This window comes from Peribacillus sp. NPDC096540 (genome assembly GCF_050278525.1).
Lineage (GTDB): Bacteria > Bacillota > Bacilli > Bacillales > DSM-1321 > Peribacillus.
In genome coordinates, this window is record NZ_JBNNTG010000006.1 from 1 (window position 1) to 22,361 (window position 22,361).

General features: G+C 37.7%; 20 protein-coding genes and 1 pseudogene. 14 read left to right on the plus strand and 7 right to left on the minus strand.

The genetic code is table 11. The annotated features are described in order from the left end of the window. Positions 1–293: 293 nt before the first annotated feature. The 3 genes and pseudogenes from ACQKMR_RS07945 to ACQKMR_RS07955 all read right to left on the minus strand — a co-directional run. Positions 294–503, minus strand: a complete 210-nt coding sequence (locus ACQKMR_RS07945) for a hypothetical protein (protein WP_289318034.1) — start codon at positions 501–503, stop codon at positions 294–296. Between the two features lie 1,287 nt (positions 504–1,790). Beyond that, positions 1,791–3,047, minus strand: a complete 1,257-nt coding sequence (locus tag ACQKMR_RS07950) for a DUF445 domain-containing protein (protein ID WP_427696812.1) — start codon at positions 3,045–3,047, stop codon at positions 1,791–1,793. A 220-nt stretch (positions 3,048–3,267) separates the two neighbouring features. Further along, positions 3,268–3,475: pseudogene (locus ACQKMR_RS07955) on the minus strand (bile acid:sodium symporter family protein); the annotation flags it as partial. A 204-nt stretch (positions 3,476–3,679) separates the two neighbouring features. Here ACQKMR_RS07955 and ACQKMR_RS07960 point away from each other — a divergent pair. From ACQKMR_RS07960 to ACQKMR_RS07975, 4 genes are all read left to right on the plus strand, one after another. Continuing rightward, a complete protein-coding gene (locus ACQKMR_RS07960) occupies positions 3,680–4,357 on the plus strand; it encodes a response regulator transcription factor (RefSeq protein WP_427696813.1) in 678 nt (225 codons plus the stop codon). Beyond that, the gene (locus ACQKMR_RS07965) at positions 4,354–5,733 is read left to right on the plus strand and encodes a sensor histidine kinase (protein ID WP_427696814.1); all 1,380 of its coding nucleotides are present in this window, start codon (positions 4,354–4,356) and stop codon (positions 5,731–5,733) included. Before ACQKMR_RS07960 ends, ACQKMR_RS07965 begins: the two co-directional genes overlap by 4 nt. Positions 5,734–5,854: 121 nt before the next feature. Then, positions 5,855–6,961 (plus strand): ABC transporter permease, encoded by a 1,107-nt coding sequence (locus ACQKMR_RS07970; RefSeq protein ID WP_427696815.1) that lies wholly within the window; start codon positions 5,855–5,857, stop codon positions 6,959–6,961. Further along, entirely contained in the window at positions 6,961–7,635 is a 675-nt protein-coding gene (locus ACQKMR_RS07975; RefSeq protein ID WP_427696816.1) for an ABC transporter ATP-binding protein, read from the plus strand. Before ACQKMR_RS07970 ends, ACQKMR_RS07975 begins: the two co-directional genes overlap by 1 nt. 320 nt (positions 7,636–7,955) lie before the next feature. Here the strand turns inward: ACQKMR_RS07975 and bioC are convergent, their stop codons facing one another. Continuing rightward, positions 7,956–8,789 carry a malonyl-ACP O-methyltransferase BioC gene (gene bioC, locus ACQKMR_RS07980; RefSeq protein ID WP_427696817.1) on the minus strand — a complete coding sequence of 278 codons (834 nt, stop codon included), beginning with the start codon at positions 8,787–8,789 and terminating at the stop codon, positions 7,956–7,958. Further along, positions 8,786–9,529 carry an alpha/beta fold hydrolase gene (locus ACQKMR_RS07985; RefSeq protein WP_427696818.1) on the minus strand — a complete coding sequence of 248 codons (744 nt, stop codon included), beginning with the start codon at positions 9,527–9,529 and terminating at the stop codon, positions 8,786–8,788. Before ACQKMR_RS07985 ends, bioC begins: the two co-directional genes overlap by 4 nt. 923 nt (positions 9,530–10,452) lie before the next feature. On the opposite strand from ACQKMR_RS07985, the gene ACQKMR_RS07990 reads away from it, so the two are divergent. From ACQKMR_RS07990 to ACQKMR_RS08035, 10 genes are all read left to right on the plus strand, one after another. After that, positions 10,453–11,292, plus strand: a complete 840-nt coding sequence (locus ACQKMR_RS07990; protein WP_427696819.1) for a YitT family protein — start codon at positions 10,453–10,455, stop codon at positions 11,290–11,292. A gap of 232 nt (positions 11,293–11,524) precedes the next feature. Then, positions 11,525–11,710 (plus strand): hypothetical protein, encoded by a 186-nt coding sequence (locus tag ACQKMR_RS07995; RefSeq protein ID WP_056522652.1) that lies wholly within the window; start codon positions 11,525–11,527, stop codon positions 11,708–11,710. A gap of 366 nt (positions 11,711–12,076) precedes the next feature. Further along, complete coding sequence (locus ACQKMR_RS08000) at positions 12,077–13,375, plus strand: ABC transporter substrate-binding protein (RefSeq protein WP_427696820.1); 1,299 nt, start codon at positions 12,077–12,079, stop codon at positions 13,373–13,375. 175 nt (positions 13,376–13,550) lie between these two features. Further along, on the plus strand, positions 13,551–14,411 hold the full coding sequence (locus ACQKMR_RS08005; RefSeq protein WP_427696821.1) for a carbohydrate ABC transporter permease: 861 nt from the start codon (positions 13,551–13,553) through the stop codon (positions 14,409–14,411). Continuing rightward, positions 14,411–15,229 (plus strand): carbohydrate ABC transporter permease, encoded by an 819-nt coding sequence (locus ACQKMR_RS08010; protein ID WP_328113329.1) that lies wholly within the window; start codon positions 14,411–14,413, stop codon positions 15,227–15,229. Before ACQKMR_RS08005 ends, ACQKMR_RS08010 begins: the two co-directional genes overlap by 1 nt. 57 nt (positions 15,230–15,286) lie before the next feature. Further along, positions 15,287–16,321 carry a LacI family DNA-binding transcriptional regulator gene (locus ACQKMR_RS08015; protein WP_427696822.1) on the plus strand — a complete coding sequence of 345 codons (1,035 nt, stop codon included), beginning with the start codon at positions 15,287–15,289 and terminating at the stop codon, positions 16,319–16,321. A 231-nt stretch (positions 16,322–16,552) separates the two neighbouring features. Further along, positions 16,553–17,275: a ThuA domain-containing protein gene (locus ACQKMR_RS08020; RefSeq protein ID WP_427696823.1), complete on the plus strand. Its 723-nt coding sequence runs from the start codon at positions 16,553–16,555 to the stop codon at positions 17,273–17,275. 18 nt (positions 17,276–17,293) lie between these two features. After that, positions 17,294–18,316: a Gfo/Idh/MocA family protein gene (locus ACQKMR_RS08025; RefSeq protein WP_427696824.1), complete on the plus strand. Its 1,023-nt coding sequence runs from the start codon at positions 17,294–17,296 to the stop codon at positions 18,314–18,316. Between the two features lie 17 nt (positions 18,317–18,333). Beyond that, a complete protein-coding gene (locus ACQKMR_RS08030; protein ID WP_427696825.1) occupies positions 18,334–19,374 on the plus strand; it encodes a Gfo/Idh/MocA family protein in 1,041 nt (346 codons plus the stop codon). Positions 19,375–19,395: 21 nt separating this feature from the next. Beyond that, positions 19,396–20,364: a sugar phosphate isomerase/epimerase family protein gene (locus ACQKMR_RS08035; RefSeq protein WP_427696826.1), complete on the plus strand. Its 969-nt coding sequence runs from the start codon at positions 19,396–19,398 to the stop codon at positions 20,362–20,364. A gap of 262 nt (positions 20,365–20,626) precedes the next feature. Here the strand turns inward: ACQKMR_RS08035 and rluF are convergent, their stop codons facing one another. Together rluF and ACQKMR_RS08045 are read right to left on the minus strand one after the other, a co-directional pair. After that, entirely contained in the window at positions 20,627–21,334 is a 708-nt protein-coding gene (gene rluF, locus ACQKMR_RS08040; RefSeq protein WP_427696827.1) for a 23S rRNA pseudouridine(2604) synthase RluF, read from the minus strand. Positions 21,335–21,448: 114 nt separating this feature from the next. Beyond that, positions 21,449–22,345, minus strand: a complete 897-nt coding sequence (locus tag ACQKMR_RS08045) for a DMT family transporter (protein ID WP_427696828.1) — start codon at positions 22,343–22,345, stop codon at positions 21,449–21,451. Positions 22,346–22,361 lie beyond the last annotated feature (16 nt).

The following is a 22,361-nucleotide window of genomic DNA, read 5'->3' on the forward strand; positions in this document are numbered from 1 at the left end:
TAACGACATAGTACATTTACGCCCATCAAAAAAATGAGAATATGGTGGGCTTATTTAAGTATGGCCTTTCACTAAAGTAATTTCATACAAAAAAATGAGAATATGGTGGGCTTATTTAAGTATGGCCTTTCACTAAAGTAATTTCATACAAAAAAGCTGCCGTAAAGACAGCTCTGATCTTCAGCTAACGCACCTGTTATCCCCTATAGTGAAATCCACTTTTATTCCCCCTAATAAAATAAAAATAGTGCCAACTTCTCTTTGATAGAAATCGGCACTTCGTTTATTCGCTATTATCGTGACGCTTTAGGCGGTTGGCACACGTCACATTTACGTTGGTTTTTATTTTTAAATTTCGTAAATGTTTTTTCAAAGTTGCTACCACATGTACATTTAAATAGTAACTTTTGAGAAAAACCGTGATATTCCGTCGTTAGCAACTTACTTTCCGAATTGTTCTCTACAAATTCTTTAATTTTACCTATCGTCCATTGTTTATTCATTCTCTTACACCTCCATATTTTATCGCTATGCGGAGGCTTTTCTTGGCATCCGTTCAAAAGTGGTAATTATCCTAGGTTGTCCATTATAACATGAGCTGGCACTCAATTAAACAGATGGAAGGTATCTTACTAAACTAATCTGCCCCGATAGTTCATCAAAAAAATCAACAAAACCCTTTAACAGAGCCTTTTGAAAAGCGTTCTGGTTTAATCGTATAAGATACATGGCACTTACATCCAATGCTATGAAATAACTTTTCGGATGCAAGCTCTACAGGTATTGCAGCTACTTTTTACTAATGTAAGTAGAATTGTCTAATTAGGAGTGGATTAAAAATGGTGAGTGATTTATGTATTTATTGTTCAGATAGAGAATAGTATTCGGTAAAGGTTGATTTTTAAGGATTAAGCAAACTTAATATCAGGAGGAAAAAATGGTTGATAATAGTTATGAGAAACAACAACTGAAAAAACTCAGGACTTTTATTTATATGACGATAGCATTACTTTTTTCAATGATATTTATAATTGTTAGCTATTTAATTTTGTATTTTCCTTCCTATGATAAGTATTTTAGACCTTGCATATTTTTCACCAAAACTCGCAATTTTTTCATTCTTGATTTCTATTGTATTTTCTGTGTTAGCCATAAAAAATCTCTTTGGTAAGATATTGTTAGTAGTAGACATATTTCTAATGCTATTTATGATTTTTTATGGACCATAAATAGATGCAAGAAGATTAACTTTGATGACGACAATGAAAGCTTGAGAAAACCCTTCATTCACCTATTAAAGCTCCTTGTTGAGAAGCAGATGGAGTAAATTGGCGGGAAAGAAACCCTAAGATATATTCTTTATCCCTCTAAATATCAGCGGGTATGGGTCGCCACAGTCATTTGAATTACCCCTTCATTCATAAATTACAAATCAGGAATCCACAACTGATTATGATTTATTCAAAATCAGCCAATAACTTTAACATGGCCTAATAATAAATAAGACCACACATATTAGACATATCTAAAATGTGTGGTCCTTTTACTGTCTACTGTGTTACTTATCTAACCTAAATATAAATTTCTAAGGGCCTTTTTTATTATCATTATTAATGTGGGGAATCACTGGCTATTTTGCTTATGAGAGAGCGACTGAAGCAGCGAATCAGACCCAGCCTGAAACTTTCCGAAGCTGAGAGAATCACGTGCATAAATAACAAACTAGAAACCGGATTGAATCGGGTAACAGCAGCAAACTGCTGAAACCAAATCGGCCACCGGTGCCAGAATTATAACAGCCTAAGTAGAGCCTGCGCACCTGTTAAGATAAGCCCTATTATAAAACCACAGACTGCTCCGTTCACACGAATCCATTGTAAGTCTTTTCCTACACCATTTTCCATCATATCAATCAGCGTTTCATTGTCTAGCTTATCTAAATTTTCTTGTACAAGATTACCGATCTGCGTATGATTATTTTCAATGAGAACAGTAATTTGTTTCTGTATCCAATTATCAATGTGGGTGCTATTTTCTTGTATGTTGTCTAGTATGTGATGAATCATTGGAGTCAGGTAAGCATCCATGAAGTGTTCATCTTCTACGAAATCTAATGCATCTTGTTGAATTTGTTGAAGACTTCCCATTATTGTTTCCTCAGGCTCCCATTTTGTTAGAAGTTGTTTTTTCCATTTTTCAACCCCTTCTAACAGCTCCTGGTTATGGTTAATGCCTTGTATCTCTTTCCTGATATATAAGATTAAAGCCTCTCTATTTGGTTCTTCCTCGTTTTGTAAATTATTTATAACACTTAATAAAAGGTTTTGTATGATATTTCCAAGTTTCTCTTCGTTAAGTAGACTTTGAATGGATTTAACGGCAAACTGAAGCATACCATCTAGTTCAATCTTACTAAGTACATCCATGGAAACAGTACCTAGTTGGTGACTGGTTTGTTTTTCTCTTAACCAATCTTCAGCTTTTTTCAAAACATGATCTAAAGCTTTTTTATCAAATTGTTCATTAAGTAGCTGTGAACTTACTAAATGAAGAAACTTACTCATTTCTATGTTAGAAAGTGATGCTTCAATTTTTTTTGCAACGAAAGGTGTAATTTTTTCAATATCTATATAACAAATCATTTGCTTGATAAGTTTAATAAGGACTTTTCTAAATGTATCACTTTGTATCTCTTTTACTAAAATAGGGATCAACTTTTCTGTAAAAGGAATATGCTTTACTTTGTCTTGAATACTTTCCTTAGAAAGCCAGTCATTTTTTAACATCGAAACAAGTGCATTTGTCATTCTTTTACGATTATTGGGCAAAAGAGCTGTATGAGGGATTGGTAATCCAAGCGGATGGCGGAATAATGCAGTGACTGCAAACCAATCTGCTAATCCACCGACTAGACCTGCCTCAAACCCTCCATGTAATAAATCTAACGGCAACGAACCTTGAAATGGAGTGGTTGCAATATAACCCGCCCCCATGATCATTAATGAATATCTAGCAATTTTTCGTGACGATTTTATTTTTGGTGACATTATATTCCCTCATCCTTAAAATGAAATTCAATTACTATAACCAAGTCATGAGCAAGAGCTTTATGTCTTACTTTTATCTAGTAGTATAGCAGGTAGTTCAAAAAAATACCCCCAACATAGGCAGTAAGTTCATTTATTCAGGGGAAAGGCATTTCACATATTAGGTAATGAAACCTAAAAATGCATCTAAATATGAATTGGACCTATAATCATGAATATTCACTACGGCAGATACGATCAGAACGATAGAAATGACAAATACTAGAGGCAAAGCCTTTGCACCAGCCTCTGCTTGTTTGCCGAAAACATTTTAACAACAAATCCAAGTATCAGTGGGATAATCACCACTTGAATGATAGAAATAAATAATGACTAATATTAACCCATTTACTTGCCAAGAGCAGAATAAGCAGGGGAGTTACGATAGGTATATGAAAAAAGCGAACAAGGCTTTTAAAAACTTTGTTCGTTTTTTTCTTTAGATAGGCCTGCATATTATTGGCAAACTAATTTATAAGGAAAGTAATCACCGGTTTTCTAGAGCACTAGTCAGTATTTGTTGTTTTAAATGCTCAATTATTGCTATTGTATGAATAGCTAGGGTTATTAAAAGAAGTGGAGATGTGGTTTCTTTGATACATATATTAATTGCTGATGATGATCGTCATATTAGAGAATTATTAAAATTTCACTTAGAAAAAGAAGGGTACATGGTGTTCAAAGCGAAGGATGGAAATGAAGCTTCATCAATACTAGAGAAAGAACGAATCCATCTTGCTGTTGTAGATATTATGATGCCATATAAAAACGGACTGGATCTTTGTAAGGAAATACGGGGTCAATATGATTTACCCGTTATTTTACTGACGGCTAAAGATCAACTTATTGACAAAGAAAAAGGATATTATGCTGGTACTGATGATTATCTCGTAAAACCATTTGAACCAAGAGAGCTGTTGTTTCGAATTAAAGCTCTTTTGCGCAGGTATCGCATGGTTAATTCTGAACTAATTTCCTTGAATCAAACGATTATTGATCGTAAAAGTTACGAAGTGAGGATACAGGGAAATACATTACTTCTGCCACTCAAGGAATTTGAGCTATTAGCTCAATTAGGAAGTTTTCCTGATCAGGTTTTTACGCGTGATCAGCTTATTGAACTGGTTTGGGGTGCTGATTTTGAAGGAGATGATCGGACGGTTGATGTTCATATAAAACGGTTACGTGAACGATTCACCGAAAGGACCGATGATTTTGTGATAAAGACTGTCCGTGGCTTAGGTTATAAACTGGAGGTCAATAAGAAGTGAAAACACTTTATTTCAGGATTGTCATTCAAACCATTTTGATCATGGTGCTTGCCAGTGTCATCGCTTTTATAATTTCCAATGTCTATTATCATAAGGTTCAGAAACCACACAATGGCGAGAAGATAAGCAAAGTTGCTGGTGAGATCGTCTCTTTATATGAAGAAAATCCAGGTCAGGATATTGATGCGTATTTAAATCATATAGCAGGATTGCACTATCAAATGTATTTATTTAATGAGCAGGGTGAAGGGACTTTATATGGGGAGCCGTTTCGGGAAACAGCTTTGGATTCAGACACGATTTCAGGAGTTTTGAACGGGAAAACCTATCAAGGGATAGCTAATTATAATAATGGACTATTTATTACGGGTTTTTTTGAGGATGTATTAATCAATAGCGTTGGGGTCCCAATTAATGTGGATGGCGAGAAATATGCCTTGTTTGTAAGGCCGAATATAGAACTGCAGTTTGGAGAGTTCCGCTTTTACCTTTCTGTTTTGCTCGTACTTACGCTCCTACTCAGTTTTTTATTTGTTATTATTAACACGCGTTTCATTGTTAAGCCAATTACGAAATTAACAGAGGCTACAAAGAGAATCGCTGATGGGGATTATAGTAGTAAATTGAATGTCTCCCGCAGTGATGAAATTGGGGATTTGGCCCAACATTTCTCGAAAATGACTCAAAGTATACAGCGGTTAGATGATATGAGACAGGAATTCGTTTCAAATGTTTCTCATGAAATTCAATCTCCGCTCGCATCTATACAAGGTTTTTCTCAAACCCTTCAATCGGAGGAATTGACAAAGGAACATAGAAATAAGTACTTGTCTATTATTGAAAAAGAGAGCCGGCGCATGTCCTTGTTGAGTAAACAGCTCCTAATGCTTGCTTCCTTGGATAAAGAGGATGACCCGCTGCAACGGTCTAGTTTTGATTTATCACAACAAATAAGGCAAGTGATGTTTATGTTGGAATGGAATTGGCGTGAAAAAGATATGGTGATTGAAATGGATTTACCATCAACCATCATTTCTGCTGATGAGAAACTATTAAACCAAGTATGGACCAATTTGATAACCAACAGTATTAAATACTCCGAAAGCGGCAGTTCGATCGATATTCGGATAAAAAATATAGGCAGTCTTGTTGAAGTGATGATCGCGGACACGGGGATGGGAATTCCAGAAGAAGACCTCCCTTATATCCTGGACCGCTTTTATAAAGTCGACAAAGTGCGAAACCGGAGTGAAACAGGTAGTGGCCTAGGACTTTCTATAACGAAAAAGACGGTTGAACTTCATGGAGGAACAATTGAGGTTCAAAGCGAACTTGGCAAAGGGACCACTTTTTATATCCGGTTGCCCTTTATGTAATCTTTCGTTCATCTTCCATTCATATTGATTGATTACAATCAATTCATACCGATTGAACGTCAAGCACATTATGACATTAGGTTCATCTCAATCGGTAACAAAAGGAATGGGAGATGAAATAATGTTTTTAGCAATACGTGAACTAAAACATTCAAAGTTACGTTATCTGCTTATTGGATTAATCATGATTTTGGTCGCTTTGCTTGTCTTTATTATTTCAGGATTAGCTAATGGACTATCTTCAGATAACGCTTCATCTATACAAAACATGAATGCCGACTATTTCGTTATGGAGCATGACTCTAAAAATAAATTGAACCGATCGATCATATCCATGGAAAAGCTAGATGAAATCCGTGATTCGTCGGATGTTAAAGCTGCCGAAGGTCTTGGGCAAATGATGACCACATTGAATAAAATCGGCTCAACGGAAAAAACCGATGTCACGATTTTCGCGACCAATGCCAATGGTATATTAGCACCGAAGGTCATTGAAGGAAGGAACTATAATAATAAGAAACAAGGTGAAGTTGTTGCTGATCGTTCTTTAAAAGAGGTTGGCTATAAATTAGGTGATTCATTAAAAGATGACATGTCAGGAAAAGTATTAACCATTGTTGGTTTTACTGAAAAGCAGTCTTACAGCCATTCACCGGTAGTTTACATGAATGTTAAGGGATGGCAGGAGATTAACCCAGCATTGAAAAATCAAGGGAATGATTCAATCAGCACGATAGCCGTGCAAATGGATTCAAAGGCAGAAGAGAATGTACGTGAATCATTGCCTGAAGACCTAACGCTCATTTCGAAAGATGAATCACTTCAGAGTATACCAGGGTTCAAAGAGGAACAGGGTACATTGACGATGATGATTGCCTTCTTGTTTGTTATTGCAGCATTTGTTTTGGCAGTGTTCTTCTATGTCATTACCTTACAAAAAACGAATCAATTTGGTGTCCTTAAGGCACTTGGAGCTAATACGAGTTACCTTGCAAAAAGTATAGTTGGTCAGGTTATGCTACTTGCTGTGGCTTGCATTGCTATTAGTGTTGCACTGACATATGGTGTCACTTTAATTATGCCAGAGGGAATGCCATTTGAGTTAAGTACCAGTCTGGTTATTAAATATTCCGTTTTACTATTATTTGTATCGGTATTAGGTTCACTGTTATCGCTATATCGGGTAGCGAAGATTGATGCGATTGAAGCAATAGGGAGGGTATCGTAATGGGGGATAAACTATTATTTGACAACGTCAGTAAGATTTACGGTGAAGGCAATAATAAGGTGACAGCCCTTGACCATATTTCCCTAAATGTAAAAGCGGGTGAATTTGTGGCCATCGTAGGCCCATCAGGCTCAGGAAAAAGTACTTTTCTTTCTATTGCAGGTGCTTTACTTTCTCCGAGTAAAGGTCGCCTACTGTTGAATAATGAGGATATTACATCACTATCTCCAAAGGAATTGACACGCGTACGCCTTGAGAAGATTGGGTTTGTTTTTCAATCGTCGAATCTGGTACCATATCTTTCCGTACGAGATCAGCTTCTACTTATTTCTGAATTGATTGGTCAACGCGATAAGAAAGCAGTAAAAAAAGCAGAAGAATTGCTTAGCAACCTTGGACTCGGACATCGTGCAGATCACTTACCAGAAGCACTGTCGGGCGGGGAACGTCAACGTGTAGCCATCGCCCGTTCGTTGATGAATGATCCTGAAATCATTTTAGCGGATGAACCAACCGCAAGTCTTGATTCCAAAAGAGGCAGGGATGTTGTTGAAATGCTTGCTCATGAGGTGAAGTCAAGAAATAAAGCGGCCATCATGGTAACGCACGATGAAAGAATGTTAGATTTATGTGATCGAGTGGTCAATATTACAGATGGCAAGGTTTTCGGGTGAAAAAGTTAAACGTAAAACACTTTCTCATGATTTGAGTAATTACAATAAGCGCTGATATATTCCGAGTAACAGATAAATAGGCCGCCGCTTCTCCAAAGGAATTAGGAGAGGTGGCGGCCTGAATTTTTGAAACCTTGTTTAGTTAAATTCAAAAACAAGATGAACTTTACTATTTGAGAAAAACTAATCCTAATGGACAGCGAGCAGCTGAATACTAGATGGAACTAGTAGTCGATAGTTGGACTACAATTATGTAAGGAATTTATATGCGGCTATAAGAAAAGGATACTATGTTGGTATCCCAGTCCGTTTTTTTTGGATTAAGTTGTGAGGGTTGCATGTTTTTTTATCTTAAAAAACAAACAGTGATAGGTTGCTTTCACGCCTGAATCATTTCGGTATTCTGTTTCGTATATGTTGATTAACTCTCGAAAAAAAGAAGGGCGTTGGCAGTAGTTTTCTTTGTTGCTGTTAGCTGCACCAATTTTTTTAATTGAAGTAAAAAATTCACGTACTGTCTGAAAGTACTCTAGTTCAAGCATTTCTATTTCTGTTATTTCAAATGGTGAAACTGTTGAAAAAGTGATTGCTTCTTTACAAACTTGAGATAATTCTTCAAGAGAGTAAAACTCTTGGCCTGGTGAACTATCAATGGACAGTTGAAGTTTTTCTTTGGAACGTTCATAGCACATGTGGAGCTCTTGAAAGGTTTTAATTCCAAAGGTTGAAAATATCAGGCTTCCTTTAGTCGTTAATCGTGTAAACAATTTTTCAAGGGTTGCAGGAAGATTATTCAGCCATTGAAACGTTGCATTAGAAATAATTAAGTCGTAATTTTCATTAAGCGTCATTTCTTCGATATCAGCACATAAAAAAGTAACACGGTCTTCCATTGTTATTCCTTTCGCCACTTCAACCATTCCTGGTGCTAAATCAACAGCGGTAATAGAAGCATTAGGAAATGTTTTAACGAGTAACCTGGTTAAGTAACCAGTGCCGCAGCCAATTTCAAGAATGTTAATTTTTTGATTGCTGTTTTTTTGAGGAAGTAAATCTACTAATTGTTTCGCCATGTTTTTTTGAACATTGGCATACGCAGCATATGTTTTCGCATGTTCACTGAACCGCTTACTTAACAATTGTTTATCAATCATGAATGTACTCCTTTTTGAATAAATGCTTTAATAAGCTGCACACATTCCTGTGATTTTGGGAAAAATGGAATATGACTTGTTTCTTCTATAATATGATAATTAGCTTTTTCCCCTAGATTTTCAGCAATGAAAGAAGGGGCTTCAATTGGACAAATTTTGTCTTCACTCCCATGAATCAATAAATAAGGGGTTTCAATCTGGTCGAGCTTTACTCTAACATCTTTCTGAAGTAAATAATCCAAACCTATAAGTAGAGAAGACACGTTATCTCCATGAAACTCGCGTTGAATCATCTTGGTAAATTGGTGGTAAAAACCTTCTTCTTTTTCAGATTCGGAAAACATTGCTTCATAGAAAGAAGTCAAAGTCTTCTTTTTATCTCGTTGTAGTTGTTTCTTCATACGCTCTACTATGCGTGGATCCCAGCCAAATGAATAGTTTTCATCCGTTGTAAACCGACTTGTTCCGCCAATAAGTATAAAACCTATTATTTTTTCTCGGTACGAACTTACAAGTTCAAGTGTTACTAGAGACCCTAATGACCAACCAAGTAAAAACACAGGACCATCAATAGTAGAGACTGTGTCTATGACTCGTTCTTCAAAGTCATTAAGTGTTTTAATATCTCTCCATTCTATAAATGAAAGGTGAAATACTTCAGACAGAGGTTTGATTAAGGGTTGAAACGCTCCTTTTTCCATTCCCCAGCCAGGAAGCATGACTAAATTTAGCTGTTTCATTCAATAACACCCATTTCTTTTCCAAAAATTGAATCCTTTTTAACTGCCCATTCAAGATCTTGTTTATTGAGAAGAGCTGCTACAGCCTTCATTTTTACTTCCCAGTGCAATTGTTTTTCGATGTGAATGACAATTCTCCTTTTGTTATATGTTAACTAAAAGTAATTTTAGTTAACATATAAAATCATCTAATCATGACTCCATGAAACTGTCAAGCTTTGAAAAGGAACATAACTCGAGATAATATAAATCATCATTAATAATTAATTTATTCGTAGATAATGAAGACCTCGATGGATTCCGAGTATCTAATGGCGGGAGAATATAACTAATCATGATGGCAAATAAGATTCTTTGGAAAGGAACTAGCTGCAGATTAAAAAGAAATCTTAAGTGGTATGGGCTCGAATTGATGAAATTCAGATCATTTTTTCACTTTATTGAGTAGCGGAAAATTGATGCTTTTAAACCAATTGGGAGGGTAGCGTAATGAGTTAAAAACTAACATTTGATAATGTCAGTAAGTTTTAAGGAGAAGGAACTAATATGGTGACTGCTCATGACCGTATTTCTCGATTGTGGCCATCGTTGGCCCATCAAGCTAGGTAAAAGTACTTTTCTTTCTATAGCAGGTTCTTCTTTAACTGAATTGAATTATTTTAATAACAAAGAAAAGCTACTGTAATCCAATTGGACAGTAGCTTTTTTCTTTTTTCGGCTAGTGTCTAAAAATCTAAACCAAAAATTAGTGCCCTTATTATGCATTAGGCTTGTTCATTTAAGATATTCTAACCTCCAAGGTATTCTTTTTGTTAAACCTTCAAATCTTTGAAGGATTAAGTGGAATTCCATGTTACTATAGAGCAGTGAAATTAACCTATTTCTTTTCACATTAACAATTACATAAAGGAAGGTAATTAAATATGAAAAAGATTTCTTTAGATGTTTTATTTATATTAATAGGAGCTTTTATTTTCGCTTTGGCAATAAATCTTTTCGTTATTCCCAATGAACTTGGTGAGGGAGGAGTCACGGGGATAACTATCATTTTATTTTATCTTTTTGAATGGTCACCAGGGCTGTTAAGTTTGATCATTAACGCTTTCCTGCTCATTGTCGGTTATAAATATCTGTCGAAAATGACAACGATTTATACCATCATCGCCGTTGCATTCAACTCGCTTTTCCTTCATTTAACCGAAAGTTGGAATATTTCTTCCGATGAAATGGTCATCAATGCGATATTTGGCGGGGTTTTTGCCGGAGCAGGGATCGGTATAATCATTCGTGTTGGAGGCACGACTGCCGGTACAACGATCCTAGCCCGAATTACGAATAAATATTTGGGATGGAGCTTAAGTTATGGACTTCTGTTTTTCGATTTAATCGTTGCGTTCTCATCTTATTTCATCATTGGCGCAGAAGGTCTGATGCTTACTATCCTAATGCTTTATATTGGAACAAAAACGATGGAATTCATCATTGAGGGATTGAACCCGAAAAAAGCGATTACCATCATATCAAAAGAAGCAGATCAGATTGCAAAACAAGTAACCGTATTGATGGATAGAGGGGTGACTGTTTTTAGTGGTCATGGATACTATACAAAAGACTCCAAAGAAATCCTATATATTGTTATTAGTAAGCAAGAGGTACTCAAGTTAAAGAGAATTGTACAGTCTACTGATAAAAGTGCTTTTATAGCCATACATGATGTTCGTGATGTATTTGGGGAAGGATTCTTAGATATTTCGAAGTCTTAAAACCATATTGAGGAGCCAAATGAGGCTCCTTTTAATTGTGAGAAATCCTATATAGTATTTTTGAAACATTTGATTTGAAACTAAGGAAATAAATGCAAAGAGCCTAAATAGGCTTTTTTTATTTTTCCAAAAGGAGAAAAATCTGTAAATTAAGAATAATTTGTTATATTATGTAAGTAAGAATCCAAACACCCTGAGGAGTGCAGCCATTAAATATGGAGGTGTGTCCAATATGATCCTTTTAAAAGTGGATGACAGAAAGTTTGGGAAAAGCAATATCAAGTACAGCATAGTTGATAAGGAAACGAATGAACTGATCATTAGTGGTGTATTTGAGGAATTTGGACAAGCAAGTGATAAATATTATGAACTGAAGGATGAGTATGGTTCATCCAATGTGAAGATGGTATTGAAGTGAATAGAGGGGAGCCTTTGGGTTTCCCTATTAAAACTTGCTAAGAAAGTATAATGCCCATTACGAAAAAATTTTATAATCAAATAAAGGAATAATCTTAGGTTTGTGAATCATATAAATAGGTAGACAAGGCTTATATCATACGTATTATTTACAAAATAATACAATTTAATTGTAAATTATGGAATTTAGTGGTAATATAAATCACACAAATGTAAACGTTTACACAAATTCTGTAAGGAGGTGATGTATAAAAGATTGGATAGAATAATAATATAGTAGATTTAGATGTGTATATTTTTTACCATTTTATGCAAACGTTTTCTTAAAATTGCATAAGATCTTATGAAAAAGGGAGAGTTGGTAGGCATGAGACGTAAAAAATGGTACGGGGGAATCTTTTCTGTTTTATTAATTTTTAGTGTAATTTTGGCTGGATGCTCTTCTTCTACAGGCGGAGACAGTAACTCTAAAGACAAAGATAAAGTGACGCTGGATATTTTTCAATTCAAAGTAGAGTTTAAGCAGCAATTTGAGAATTTGGCAAAACAATATGAAAAAGAAAACCCAAATGTAAAAATCAAGATTTCAACAGTTGGTGGTGGGAATGATTATAAATCAGCCATTACTGCGAAGTTCGCTTCCGGTGAGGAGCCATCAGTTTTTAACATTGGCGGACCAATAGATGTTGAACAATATAAAGATAGATTATCAGATTTAAAGGATACAAAGGCTGCAGCTGCTGCGCTTGATGGTACATTGGATGGCGTGGAAGAGGACGGGCAAGTTCTAGGGCTTCCATTTAACCAAGAAGGATATGGCTTGATTTATAACAAACGAATTTTTGAAGAAGCCGGAATTAAACCTGAAGAAATTACTAGTTATACAGCTCTAGAGACTGCGGTTAAAAAACTGGATTCACAGAAAGATAAATTGAAAATCGAGGCAGTTTTCGCTTATCCGGTTAAAGAGAAGTGGGTAACAGGAAACCACTTATCCAATGTCTTTTTAGCACCTGAGTTTGATGGGAATGTGTTAACTGCGAGCAAGTCGCCAACCGTTAAATTTACGGATGGAGACAAGTTTAAGCAACTGGTCGATATTCAAAATAAATATTCTGTTCAGCCGACAGCAAGTCTTGATTATTCTCAACAAGTGGAAGAGTTATTCTCGCTTGAAAAGGTTGCAATCATTCAGCAAGGAAACTGGGTGTATAACACAGTGTACGATATGGATCCTGAGTTAGCCGAAAACGGTATTGGCATTATTCCGATTCCGAATGGGGATACAGCCGCGGGGATGCCAGTTGGGGTTCCAAACTATTGGGCAGTGAACAAAAAATCAGATGAAAAAGTTCAGGAAGAAGCGAAGAAATTCCTCGACTGGATGTATACATCTGATGAAGGAAAAAAAGCTGTTTTGGAGGATTTTAAATTCATTCCAGCTTATGAAGGGTATGACGTAGAAAAAATCGCCGATCCACTTTCAAAAGAAATTTATAAATATTCACAAGATGGAAAGACGACTGGCTGGGTTTTTAATGGATATCCGGTTGGTTGGAATGATGACCTAGGTGCAAGTGTCCAAAAATACGTAACCGGTAAATTAACATGGGATGAACTTGTCCAACAAAATATTGAAAATTGGGAGAAAATTCATAGTAAATAAGTATTCCGTAAATGGGGAACAACCAATCGCCGTCGTAAGCTGTGTCGATTGGTTGTTCCTTGTTACAAGAAAGTCGTCATAGGGAAAGTCCGGTTATTAGATATTCTTCGATTTTCCATTCCAAAAATAAAACTCATTTTCTACTAATATATCATTCATAAGGAGGTCGGTTTCATTGAGAAATCGGGATGCCGCATATTGGCTGTTTTTGACACCTGTTCTTGCTGCACTCATTTTGGTGGTGATTGTGCCACTCATTTACGGATTTTATTATTCATTTACGAATTGGAACGGTCTTGGAACTCCAGACTTTATAGGACTTAAAAATTATATAGACTTGTTTACGGATAAAGGGTTTCTGGATACATTTTGGTTCACCATTAAATTTTCAGTAGTAGCTATTGTGGTAATTAATATTATCGGCTTGAGTTTGGCGCTTATCGTGACATCGAAAATTAAATCAAGCAACATACTTCGAACAGTTTTCTTTATGCCAAATTTGATTGGTGGATTGATTCTAGGTTTTATTTGGCAGTTTATTTTTATTAAAGTATTCGGCGCAATTGGTGATTTGACAGGGATTGAAGCTTTTAATGGCTGGTTGTCAACGACAGAAACCGGTTTTTGGGGTTTAATCATTTTAACGTCATGGCAAATGGCTGGCTATATCATGATCATTTATATTGCTTATTTACAAGCGGTTCCTGAAGACCTTATCGAGGCGGCTAAAATTGATGGGGCCAACAGCTTTCAACGTTTTCGTCATATTACTTTTCCGCTTGTCGCACCGGCTTTTACCGTTAGTTTGTTCTTAACGCTTTCCCACTCCTTTAAAATTTATGATCAAAATCTTTCTTTGACGAACGGAGCGCCCTATAACTCAACTGAAATGGTCGCGATGAACATTGTTAAATCCGCTTTTACCGAAAATGATATGGCATATGCGCAGGCAAAGGCTGTTATCTTCTTCGTAATTGTAGCAGCAGTTTCTCTAACACAAGTGTATATCAATAAGAAAAGGGAGGTTGAGCTGTAATGAGAAAAAAGTGGAAGCTATGGCTGGTGGGTTTCATCGGTTTCATCTTGGCATTATTATGGCTCGCTCCTTTTTATTTAATGATTGTTAATGCTTTTAAAATGAAGCGTGATATTTTTGCCGACACGCTGGGTTTGCCTAAAACTTGGACATTCGAAAACTTTACTCAAGCTTTCGAACAATTGGATTTCCTTCGGACTTTATTTAATTCTTTATTGATATCGGGCGTCAGCGTAGTAATAATTATTATCTTTTCAGCAATGGCGGCTTATGCGCTTTCACGAAATAAGAGTAAAGTCAGTTCCTTGCTTTTCTTCGTGTTTGTGGCAGCCATGTTGATTCCATTTCAATCTGTGATGATACCGCTTGTTGCCCAATTCGGACAGCTTGGGATGTTGAATAAGGCCGGGTTAATTTTCATGTATTTAGGCTTTGGTAGCAGTCTCTCGATATTCTTATATCATGGTACATTAAAAGGGATTCCCATCTCGCTTGACGAAGCAGCGAAAATAGATGGGGCGAACCGGTTTCAAGTATTTTGGTATATCATTTTTCCTTTATTAAAACCAATGTCGATTACAGTTGGAATCTTAAATGTTATTTGGATTTGGAACGACTACCTGTTGCCATCCCTTGTTATTGGAGGCGCTGGCTCGGAGACCATTCCGCTTAAATTATTCTTCTTTTTTGGACAGTATACGAAACAATGGCATCTTGCTTTGGCTGGTCTTACTTTATCCATTATCCCAGTCATTATCGCGTATTTTTTTGCTCAAAGGCAAATTATCAAAGGAATTGCGGATGGAGCCGTTAAATAACTATTTAAATATAGGGAATATTAAGCCATGTGCGGTGAACGGGAAGTGGTGATGAATATGTCTGTTACGATAAAGGACGTTGCCAAAAAAGCGAATGTTGCTCCATCAACGGTATCGCGTGTAATCCATAACAGCCCAGCAATCAGTGAAAAGACAAAGCGTAAGGTACGAAAGGTATTAAAGGAAATGGGCTATCATATGAATGAAAATGCCCGGAATTTGGTCACGAAATCCACGAAGGCTATTGGAATCGTCATGAAAAATTCAGCCAGAGAATCGCTTTACAATCCTTTTTTTCCAGAGGTTATCCGTGGCATCGGGGATTTTTGTAATAAAGAGGGATACAGTCTTTCTCTAACGACCGGTGAAACCGAGGATGATATTTTTGAAGACGTCGTGAAAATGGTTCAGGGTAGACGAGTGGACGGTATGATTGTTTTGTATTCGAAAAAGGATGATAAAGTGGTGCCCTATTTATTAAAGCAGGGATTTCCATTTGTATTGATTGGGAAACCAAGCACGAACCTGAGCGGAATCACCTTCATTGATAACGATAATGTTCAAGCAGCCAGGGAATTATCGGAGTTTGTAATCAATCTTGGTCATCAGAGAATCGCTTTTTTAGGGGGCAGCCCTGAGTTTGAAGTAATTCAAGCCCGTTTAAGAGGGTTTCAACAAGCGATGGAACAGGCCGAATTAAATGTGCCTAAGGAATATATCAAGCTGATTCCTTTAAATCGAGCAGATGGGATAAAGGCAATCAAGGAATTATTGAATCTACCGGAAGCTCCAACTGCTTTTATGGTTATGGATCTTTTATTGGGAGTACTTTTATTAGGGGTTTTGGCGGAAAAGAATTTAAAAGTACCTCAGCAAGTTAGTGTCGTCTGTTTTAATCATTCAGAGTTTATTGAATTTTTAAGTACGCCACTTACAACAGTCGATATTCATACGTATCAGTTAGGTTTTGAAGCGGCAAAATGTGTGTTTGATTTAATTGCAAATCCCGAAATGATGGAAAAAAGTATCAGGATTCCAACCAAAATTATAAAGCGAGAGTCGCATTTTGTTGTTAAAAAGGAAAATAAATGAAACATGTAGAAATGTTTTGCCAATTAATGCTTGATTTTTGTTAACATAAATTTACAATATAGATTATCACTAATAATTTTTAAAATTCATACTTTTTCGAAATGGCAAGTATGTTCTTATAATCACTGAATTTTTATTATTCCTAACGCAAACGTTTGCGTTCGAAATTAAGAGGTACTAGTTAAACATATAGAGCAAGTTGCCGACAAATTGTTATGGAGGAGATTGTTCATGAGAGTTCTAGTATGGAATGAGTATCGCCACGAAAAAGCAAAACCTGATGTTGCTGAAGTTTATCCGGATGGAATCCATGGTGCGATTGCTGCCTTTTTACAAAGCGAACAAATCGAGGTGAAGACGGCTACACTCGATGAAGAAGAGCATGGGTTAACTGAAGAGATACTGATGAAAACGGATGTACTTCTCTGGTGGGGGCATGTCGCACATGAAGAAGTTCATGATGAAATTGTCACACGGGTTCATAAGCGGGTACTCGAGGGAATGGGTCTTATCGTCCTCCATTCTGGACACTTCTCAAAAATCTTCAAACAATTAATGGGCACGACTTGCGATTTGAAATGGCGGGTAGCGGATGAAAAGGAACGGCTTTGGGTTGTTGATCCAAGTCACCCGATCGTTGAGGGAATCGGAGAATATATAGAACTTGAAAAGGAAGAGATGTACGGGGAACATTTCGATATCCCTACGCCGGACCAACTATTATTTATCAGCTGGTTTGAAGGTGGGGAGGTATTCAGAAGCGGTTGTACGTATCAGCGTGGTAAAGGTAAGATTTTTTATTTCCGGCCAGGTCATGAAACATATCCAACATACCATAATCTGCAAATACAACGGGTGATTAAGAATGCCGTTGAGTGGGTCAAGCCGGAAGTTAACAATAAATCGGTATATGGAAAAGCCGAACCGTTGGAAACTATCTCAATAAAGAGATGAAGTGAAGGAGAGAGTAGAATGGGCAGAGTGAAAGTAGGAGTCATTGGATGCGGCAGTATTGCAAAAAACAGGCATTTTCCAGAATACGAAGCGCTTCAGGAAACAGAGATAATTGCCGTTTGTGATATTGTGCAAGACCGGGCGAATGCAGCAGCACAAAGGTATAACGCACAAGCATATACTGATTATATAGAACTTTTGAAGAATGAGGAGATTGAGGCTGTCAGTGTATGTACACCAAATTACCTGCACGCCCGAATCACAATTGCTGCCTTGGAAGCAGGTATGCATGTTCTTTGTGAAAAACCAATGGCAACTTCTTTAAATGACGCAGAAAAGATGAATTTAGCTGCTGCAAAAAGCGGCAAAATATTAATGATTGGTCATAATCAGCGTTTTGTCCCCTCTCATCAAAAAGCGAAACAGCTTATTGATAGTGGTGAGATAGGGAGGGTTTACAGCTTCCGGACGGCTTTTGGACATTCCGGACCAGAGACATGGAGCGTGGACGGACGGGATAGTTGGTTTTTTAAAAAGGATCAGGCAGCTATCGGTGCTATGGGCGATTTAGGCGTTCATAAAGCTGATTTATTGCGTTATATCCTGGGAGAAGAATTTGTAGAAGTAGGGGCATTTGTAGAAACGACTGCTAAGAAAAATACAGATGTTGATGACAGTGCTGCCTGTATTCTGCGAACGGAAAGCGGTATCATTGGTACTCTCACAGCCAGCTGGTCTTATGCGAAAGAAGACAATGCGACGGTCATTTATGCGGAAAAAGCTGTGTTACGTCTTGAAGACGATCCTAAATACTCACTGATTATTCATCATGATAATGGTAAGACAGAAACCATTCAATTAGGTAGCATCCAGACAAATGACTCTGAAGGACAGCATGATTCTGAAGTAATCAGCCACTTTGTAAAATGTGTGTTAAACAATGAGGTCCCTCTCGTCTCAGGAGTTGAAGGATTAAAATCATTAAAAGTCATTCTTGGCGCGATGGAATCGAATGCATCCAGAAAAATCATCCGCTTATAAAGGGGTTAATAGTCATCATGTACAAATTAAAAATGGGAATAATCGGTGCTGGGGGAATTGCTCAAAAAAGGCATATCCCGGCTTTTCAAAAATTTCAAGACAAGGTAGTTTTATACGCAATTCAGGATATAGATGAACTGAAGGCGAGAGAAGTGGCGCGTGAATATCATATTGAAAAGGTCTTTACCAACTATGAAGAAATGTTCGCGGAAGTGGATGCTGTTACGATTGCCACGCCAAACAAGTTTCATGCGGAAATTTCTATCGCCGCGCTGCAAGCAGGTGTACATGTGTTGTGCGAAAAGCCTATGGCGATTACAACCGAGGAATGTAAAACAATAACCGAGGCTGCAAACTTATCAGGAAAAGTACTTTCAATTGCTTACCATTACCGCTTTATGAAGGAAGCTCAGGCTGCGAAGAAAATGATCCAGGCCGGTGAAATTGGTGAGCCGTATGTAGCTCGTGTACAGGCAATCCGACGTCGGAAAGTTCCTGGGTGGGGAGTTTTTACGAGTAAGGAATTGCAGGGTGGAGGAAGCGTTATTGATTACGGCTGCCATTTACTTGATTTGGCCTTATGGCTGATGGATGACCCGGAGCCGATTGAAATTGTAGGTTCGACATATAATTATGTCAGTAAGGGTGTGGATCAGGTCAATCTATGGGGCAATTTCGATGCCTCTGTATTTGAAGTAGATGATCATGCAACCGCGTATATCAAATTTGCCAACGGTGCATCTTTATTATTCGAAACATCATGGGCCGCGAATATCCGTGAAGAAGCAACAGTCTTGAGTTTATCCGGAACGCAGGGCGGACTGGATGTGTTCCCGTTAATTTTGAATCAGGCAAAACACGGTATGCTTTTAAATAGCGAAGCGGTATGGATGCCAGGAGAGGATACACCGGATCTCCAACAAGCCGAGAATTTTATTGATAGCTGCCTTGGATTTGCAGAACCATTGGTAAAACCGTCGGAGGCCATGAAAGTTTCGAAGATAATTGAAGCCATTTATCAAAGCTCAGCAAGTGGAAAAGTTATGAGCATCTACTAATGAAAAGGTGAGGTGGGGCTAGTGAAGTTAGGAATTTTTACAGTACTATTCGCACAAAAATCATTCGAGGATATGCTTGATTATGTGGCAGCCTCTGGTTTAAAAACAGTTGAAATCGGTACAGGCGGGTATCCAGGTAATGTCCACTGTCCGCTGGATGAACTGTTGGAAAGTGAAGAAAAGCGTAAAAAATACTTGGAATCTATTCAAACAAGAGGCCTAACTATCAGTGCATTCAGCTGCCATGGCAATCCCATCTCTCCAGATGAACCATTTGCCAAAGAAAGCGATGAAACGCTCATTAAAACAATCAAACTTGCGTCCTTACTGAATGTCCCAGTCGTCAATACATTTTCCGGTACTGCGGGTGATCATGAAGGAGCCAAATATCCAAACTGGCCTGTTGCCCCATGGCCGAATGAGTATACAGACGTTTTGAAATGGCAATGGGAAGAAAAATTGATTCCTTATTGGAAAAAAACAGCGGCAATTGCTGATGAACATAATATAAAAATCGGACTCGAACTGCACGGAGGCTTTCTCGTTCATACACCTTACACCTTGCTAAAACTTCGGGAAGCTACATCGGACGCAATCGGGGCTAACCTTGACCCAAGCCATCTCTGGTGGCAGGGGATCGAACCGGTGGGAGCCATCAAAATCCTAGGGAAAGCGGGAGCAATCTACCACTTCCATGCAAAAGACACATACTTGGATCAGGATAACATCAATATGTATGGACTTACCGATATGCAGCCATATGGAAACATCCAAACCCGTGCCTGGAACTTTCGTTCGGTGGGCTGCGGCCATAGCCTTCAGGAGTGGTCCGACATCATGAGTGCACTTCGCACATATGGCTATGACTATGTCGTTAGCATTGAACATGAAGACCCGCTCATGTCAGTTGAAGAAGGTTTTCAACGTGCAGTAACCAATTTGAAAACTGTCCTTATCAACGAAAGCCCCACTGATTTATGGTGGGTGTAAAATATGACCGATAACGAGCAGCCTTAAGCGGGTTGCTTTTTTTTTGGAATTCACGAGTAAATCATCGGAATTCACGAGTAAATGCGTAAAATTCACGAGTAAATGCGTAAAATTCACGAGTAAAATAGTCAATTTCACGAGTAAATGCGCAAAATTCACGAGTAAATAAGCAAAATTCACGAGTAAAGTTAAAATCCTTTGTTAAAAAGTCTGGAACAATGAAAAAAAGGGTGCCCCCGAACCCAGGGGCATCCTTCCTTAGTTATCTCTGCCTAGGAGTATAATCCAACTCCGTATACAGTTCCGTCAATTCATCCTTTGTTAGGTCGCGCCATTGTCCGAGGGCTAACCCGTCTAAATGGATGTTCATGATCCGAATTCGATGTAAATCGCGGACCTCATAGCCTAGCGCTGAGCACATACGGCGGATTTGTCTGTTCAATCCTTGCATTAATGTAATGTTAAACGTATATCTGTTCAGCTGTTCGATCTTGCAAGGCAGTGTCTTCGTACCTAGAATCTCCACGCCGGATGCCATATCTTGTATGAAAGAAGAGGTAAGTGGCTTATCCACAGTTACAATGTATTCCTTTTCATGCTTATTCTCTGCACGTAGAATTTCATTCACGATATCTCCATCATTTGTAAGCAGGATGAGGCCGCTTGAGTCTTTGTCAAGACGTCCAATATGAAAAATCCTTAGTGGATGATTAACAAAGTCTACAATATTTCCTTTAATATGTTTTTCAGTGGTACTAGTAATGCCTATCGGCTTATTCAGAGCAATATAGACATTTTGCTGTTCTACTTTTATGGGTTTGCCATCAACTCGAACATCATCGCCTGGTTTAGCCTGACTGCCAAGCTCGGCTACAGAACCGTTAATCGTTACTCGGCCTTCGGCAATCCATTTATCCGCGCCTCGTCTCGAAGTAATCCCGGACTCACTAATATATTTATTGATCCTCAACTAAAGCACACCTTTACATTCAGATTTTCTTCTTTAAAGGATAACGTAAATCACGCTGGATAGACAAGGGGGAAAGACAAGAAAGCGTTCATGGATTCGATTTTCTGATTACTTTTACATGGTCTTCGTGACAGCTAGTTGTTGCTTTTTCTTTTTACTTGTCAAATAGACGCCAGTGAAGACAAGGAGCCCGCCCAGGATTTGGACGATAGTAATCGATTGTCCTAAAATCAGGCTTAGAATGGCGGTAAAGACGGCAATCAGATTAAGATAAATTCCAGCCTGGCTGGCATTGATATGCCGAAGCGAAATGTTCCAGAAAATAAAGGAGCCGACGGATGGGAAGATTCCAATATATAAAAGTCCTGTGATTGCTTGGCTACTTAAATCAAAGTTCAGTCCTGAGCCAATGGCAAATGGAGCAACGAGAATCAATCCGAGAAATACAGAAACGGCTGTGGCTGAAATAATCGGAATGTTTTTCAGCTTTTTCCCGATTATTGAATAGAAGGTCCAAACAAGAATAGCCAGAATCATCAACAGGTCGCCTTTATTATAAGTGAGATGGAAAATTTCCAGGAGATGACCTTTTGTTAAAACTAATAATACTCCGAATAATGAAATGATAAGACCTAGTACATGATGGATTGAAATTTTCTCCTTTAACAGCAATGCAGAAAAAAGAACGATTAATGCAGGATTAATTGAATTGACAAGAGCTGCATTCATGGATGTTGTGTAGGTCAGAGCCCAATAAAGGAAAAAATTATAACTGATGATGCCGAGTATGCCCATTATCAAAAGGACTTTCCAGGCTTTCCATACACTTTTCCAGTTTGGTTTTTCAATCCAATGGGCTAGTGGGAATAATAAGAAAACGGCAATTAGCCAGCGGGTAAATGTTAGTTGGATTGGTGAAAGTTCGGTCACAACGTATTTGCCAAATATGTAATTACCGGCCCAAAACAGATTGGCCAAGATGAGAAATAAGAGAATATAGGTTTTTTTCATAAGGTAGCCTCTTTCT

Coding starts and splice junctions, on each gene's coding strand:
- ACQKMR_RS08025 (WP_427696824.1), top strand. CDS start 17,294: ATGGGCAGAGTGAAAGTAGGAGTCATTGGATGCGGCAGTATTGCAAAA.
- ACQKMR_RS07990 (WP_427696819.1), top strand. CDS start 10,453: ATGAAAAAGATTTCTTTAGATGTTTTATTTATATTAATAGGAGCTTTT.
- ACQKMR_RS08020 (WP_427696823.1), top strand. CDS start 16,553: ATGAGAGTTCTAGTATGGAATGAGTATCGCCACGAAAAAGCAAAACCT.
- ACQKMR_RS07975 (WP_427696816.1), top strand. CDS start 6,961: ATGGGGGATAAACTATTATTTGACAACGTCAGTAAGATTTACGGTGAA.
- ACQKMR_RS08045 (WP_427696828.1), bottom strand. CDS start 22,345: ATGAAAAAAACCTATATTCTCTTATTTCTCATCTTGGCCAATCTGTTT.
- ACQKMR_RS08000 (WP_427696820.1), top strand. CDS start 12,077: ATGAGACGTAAAAAATGGTACGGGGGAATCTTTTCTGTTTTATTAATT.
- ACQKMR_RS07995 (WP_056522652.1), top strand. CDS start 11,525: ATGATCCTTTTAAAAGTGGATGACAGAAAGTTTGGGAAAAGCAATATC.
- ACQKMR_RS08030 (WP_427696825.1), top strand. CDS start 18,334: ATGTACAAATTAAAAATGGGAATAATCGGTGCTGGGGGAATTGCTCAA.
- ACQKMR_RS07945 (WP_289318034.1), bottom strand. CDS start 503: ATGAATAAACAATGGACGATAGGTAAAATTAAAGAATTTGTAGAGAAC.
- ACQKMR_RS08010 (WP_328113329.1), top strand. CDS start 14,411: ATGAGAAAAAAGTGGAAGCTATGGCTGGTGGGTTTCATCGGTTTCATC.
- bioC (WP_427696817.1), bottom strand. CDS start 8,789: ATGATTGATAAACAATTGTTAAGTAAGCGGTTCAGTGAACATGCGAAA.
- ACQKMR_RS07970 (WP_427696815.1), top strand. CDS start 5,855: ATGTTTTTAGCAATACGTGAACTAAAACATTCAAAGTTACGTTATCTG.
- ACQKMR_RS07950 (WP_427696812.1), bottom strand. CDS start 3,047: ATGTCACCAAAAATAAAATCGTCACGAAAAATTGCTAGATATTCATTA.
- ACQKMR_RS08015 (WP_427696822.1), top strand. CDS start 15,287: ATGTCTGTTACGATAAAGGACGTTGCCAAAAAAGCGAATGTTGCTCCA.
- ACQKMR_RS07985 (WP_427696818.1), bottom strand. CDS start 9,529: ATGAAACAGCTAAATTTAGTCATGCTTCCTGGCTGGGGAATGGAAAAA.